Genomic DNA, 4,269 nt, shown 5'->3' with positions numbered 1-4,269 from the left:
AAAATCATTATGAATTACAGAAGATGTATCACCTCTTCCGTCTCCCCCCCGGCCGATAGTTCTTCGTCATCGGGTCGGGTTTCTGGAACACCGCGTCCTTGCCGAGCGGGACGGTCATGTCGGTGCCGGGGCCCATGTTGTCGAGGGTGGGCTTTGCCACCTTCGAGCGGCGCGGGCCGTGGGGATCGTCGGGGCTGCCGATCGGGAGGGTGCGGTTGTGCGGGCCCATCTCGTGGCTGGCGGGTTTGTGGACGCGGGAGGTGGCGGTGACGTCGTGCCGTGGGGCGGCCCCCTCACCCCGGCCCTCTCCCCGGGGGGGAGAGGGGGCATTATCGCTTTGCGTTCCTGACGTCGTTAGGTCTTGCCGTGGGGCCCCCTCACCTGCCCTTCGGGCATCTCCTGCTTCGGAGCCACGGGTCTCCTCGCCTCCTGCGGAGCCCCGCTGGGGAGAGGAATTTCCACCCCCGCGCTTGCCCGTCGCATGGCCCGCCTTCCCCGCGCGGCCCTTCGTGCCCGCCGGGTCCTTGCGGTCGCCGCGGTAGCCGCCGGTGCGGTCGTCGAGGTCGGCCTGGCGGGCGAGGGGGTCGTCGGCGACGGCGAGTTCGGTTTCGCGCAGGCGCTTGAGCTCGTCGCGCAGACGCGCGGCGGTTTCGAACTCGAGGTTCGCGGCCGCGTCCTTCATCTTCTTTTCCAGATCGGCGATGTGGGCCTTGAGGTTGTGGCCGACCATCGACCCCTCCTCGGCAAAGCCGGCGTCCACCGTGACGTGGTCCTGCTCGTAGACCGAGGCCATGATGTCGCCGATGGAGCGGCGCACGCTTTCCGGCGTGATGCCGTGCTCGGCGTTGTAGGCGAGCTGCTTCTCGCGCCGCCGCCCGGTCTCGGCGATCGCCCGCTCCATCGAGCCGGTGGTGTGGTCGGCGTAGAGGATCACCCGGCCGTCGACGTTGCGCGCCGCCCGCCCGATGGTCTGCACAAGGGACGTCTCCGAGCGCAAGAAGCCTTCCTTGTCGGCGTCGAGGATGGCGACGAGGCCGCATTCGGGAATGTCGAGGCCCTCGCGCAGGAGGTTGATGCCGATCAGCACGTCGAAGGCGCCGAGCCGCAGGTCGCGCAGGATCTCGATCCGCTCCAGCGTGTCGATGTCGGAGTGCATGTAGCGCACCCGCACCCCGTGCTCGTGGAGATATTCGGTGAGGTCCTCGGCCATGCGCTTGGTCAGCGTGGTGACGAGGGTGCGGTAGCCCTTGAGTGCGGTCTGCTTCACCTCGCCCAGCAGGTCGTCGACCTGGGTGCGGGCCGGGCGGATGTCGATCGGCGGGTCGATCAGGCCGGTGGGACGGATCACCTGCTCGGCGAAGGTGCCGCCGGACTGCTCCAGCTCCCAGCCGCCGGGGGTGGCCGAGACGGCGACGGTCTGCGGGCGCATCGCGTCCCACTCCTCGAAGCGCAGCGGCCGGTTGTCCATGCAGCTCGGAAGCCTGAAACCATACTCCGCCAGTGTCGCCTTGCGGCGGAAGTCGCCCTTGTACATGGCGCCGATCTGCGGAACCGTGACGTGGCTCTCGTCGACGAAGACGAGGGCGTTGTCGGGCAGGTATTCGAACAGGGTGGGCGGCGGCTCGCCCGGCGCGCGGCCGGTGAGATAGCGCGAATAGTTCTCGATGCCGGCGCAGGAGCCGGTGGCCTCCATCATCTCCAGGTCGAAGCGGCAGCGCTGTTCCAGCCGCTGCGCCTCCAGCAGGCGCCCGTGCGCCTCCAGCTCGACGAGGCGGTGGCGCAGCTCTTCCTTGATCGACTTGGTGGCCTGCGCCAGCGTGGGCTTCGGCGTCACATAGTGCGAGTTGGCGTAGAACTTGACGTAGCGCAGGTCCGCCGACTTGTGGCCGGTGAGCGGGTCGAACTCGGTGATCGATTCCACCTCGTCGCCGAACAGCGAGATCCGCCAGGCGCGATCCTCCAAGTGGGCCGGGAAGACTTCGACCGTATCGCCGCGCACCCGGAACGAGCCGCGCACGAAGGCCGCGTCGTTGCGCTTGTACTGCAGGGCGACGAGATCGGCGAGCAGCTGGCGCTGGTCGATCCGCTCGCCCATCTCCAGGCTGAAGGTCATCGCCGTGTAGGTCTCGACCGAGCCGATGCCGTAGATGCAGGACACCGAGGCGACGATGATCACGTCGTCGCGCTCCAGCAGCGAGCGGGTGGCCGCATGGCGCATGCGGTCGATCTGCTCGTTGATCGAGGATTCCTTCTCGATGTAGGTGTCGGTCCGCGGCACATAGGCCTCGGGCTGGTAATAGTCGTAATAGGAGACGAAATACTCCACCGCGTTGTTCGGGAAGAACGACTTGAACTCGCCGTAGAGCTGGGCCGCCAGCGTCTTGTTCGGGGCGAGGATCAGGGCCGGCCGGTTGGTGCGGGCGATCACCTGCGCCATGGTGTAGGTCTTGCCCGAACCGGTGACGCCGAGCAGCACCTGGCAGCGCTCGTTGTCCTCGATGCCCGCCACCAGTTCGGCGATCGCGGTCGGCTGGTCGCCGCGCGGCTCGTAGCCGGAGACGAGATCGAAGGGAATGCCGCCCTCGGATTTGGCCGGCCGCTCGGGCCGGTGCGGCTTCCACGCCGGCGCGCCCTCCACCTCGGCCCGCCCGCCCTGGATCAGCTTTTCCAGCGCCGACACGGTGGCGGTGACGCCGGCGGACGGATTGGACAGCTCCATCCGCGCCCGGTTCATCTCCACCGCCTCGTCAAGGGTGAGGCTCATGCCGGCGACCGGGTTGAGCCCGCCCTCGGCGCGCGCCTTCGGATCGGTGGAGGCGCCCATCGACGTGCCGCGGGAGGACCGCGCGGGTTTCGCCGCAGCCTTCCTGTCCCCGGTCTGAAGGTTGGCGCGCGGCGCCTTCTTCGGGGCGACCGGGGCGGCCTCGGCGGCGGGGATGCCCTCCATGTCGGCGCCCTCGGCGGCACGGATCCAGTCCGACACGGAACTGCCGAGCGGATCGCCGGACAGCGCCGGCTGCGGCGCTTCGCCGAAGCCGGAAACGGAGGGCATCTCCTCCGCGGCGTCGGCCGTCGGAAGGGCGGAACGGGTGGGCTTGCGAGTCATGCCCCGAATATGGCGCGGCAACGGCCGGGACGAAAGGTCCACAAGAACGAAAAGCGATCGGACAGGTCCGCGGCGCGGGACGGACCGCCGCATCGAAAAGCCCCCGCCGCGGGCTGCGCGGCGGGGGCTGGATGGTCTCGCCTTCAGGTCCGGGCGCGTGGGCGGCCGGGCTCCTGAGGTCACTCAGCGGCAGCGAACCTCGCGGCCACGATTATCGACGCAGACCCGCTCCTGCTGGCGCTTGGTCGGGCTGCGATCGACGACACCGGGCAGGCCGCGGTCACGCAATTCCACGCGATTCCGGTCGGGACGGGGCCGGTCGGGACGATCCCGATCGGGGCGATCGGCGCGCGGCCGGTCCCTGTCCCGGTCGCGATCCCGGTACCAGTCGCGATCCCGGTCCGGGCGCGGCGGACGGTAGTCCGGGCGGTCGGGACGCGGCGGGCGGTAGTCGGGACGCGAATGCGCGGGACGACCGTAATAGCGGTAGCGGTCGTGATCGCGATAGAAGGGATAGCGGCGGTAGTGGTTGCCCCAGTATCCGTCGAAGTCGAAGCGGATCACCGGCACGCCGAGCCGCGGCGCATAGTTGGGAACGATCACCCGGCGGCCGGAGTAGACGGCCTCCAGATAGCGTCCCGACACCCAGCCGCGATAGCCGCGCCAGTTGACGTCGCACCACGACCAGCCGCTGAGGCAGCCGTAGACGGTGAGCGGCTCGCCCACGCGCAGCGTGGTGATGCGCGGATACTGCGTGCTCGGTCCGGCGCGCAGGTTGACGTTGCCCGTGGCATAGGCCTGGAACGCGGCGAATGCCCCCGTGGTCGGCACCATGAGGCCGATCAGCAGGGCCAGCACCGCAAGCAGTCGTGTCTTCATCGATCGGTTCCTCCCAGTCGTATCCCGCAGACGCGAGACCCGCGGCGCCGGATATTGCAGAGTCTGGCCCCCGAAAACGCCCGGCATGAGGGGGTTGTTCCTCACCGACGGCGCAGTCGCAGGCGACCTTGCCTCCCGGGTCGGGATGACAACACGGACTCCCCCGGCCCTCGCACCCACTTTCGCGCCGTCCGGATGAGAATCTCCTGAACTCCGCATTCAGCTTCCGTTCATCTTCCCGCACAGGCCAGGCGACAGGTCTGCATGACGCGCGCATCGACACA

Annotated in this window: 2 protein-coding genes; both read right to left on the bottom strand. The window is 68.9% G+C overall.

Annotated elements, in window-relative coordinates; genetic code table 11:
- Positions 1–28 precede the first annotated feature (28 nt).
- Positions 29–3,106, bottom strand: a complete 3,078-nt coding sequence (gene uvrB, locus A6302_RS19450; protein WP_245294164.1) for an excinuclease ABC subunit UvrB — start codon at positions 3,104–3,106, stop codon at positions 29–31.
- 183 nt (positions 3,107–3,289) lie between these two features.
- Complete coding sequence (locus A6302_RS19445; protein ID WP_069308413.1) at positions 3,290–3,985, bottom strand: SH3 domain-containing protein; 696 nt, start codon at positions 3,983–3,985, stop codon at positions 3,290–3,292.
- Between the last annotated feature and the right edge of the window lie 284 nt (positions 3,986–4,269).

The organism is Methylobrevis pamukkalensis, assembly GCF_001720135.1.
Lineage (GTDB): Bacteria > Pseudomonadota > Alphaproteobacteria > Rhizobiales > Pleomorphomonadaceae > Methylobrevis > Methylobrevis pamukkalensis.
Note: the sequence above shows the minus strand (reverse complement) of the source record. Positions and strands in the feature narration are given on the sequence as shown.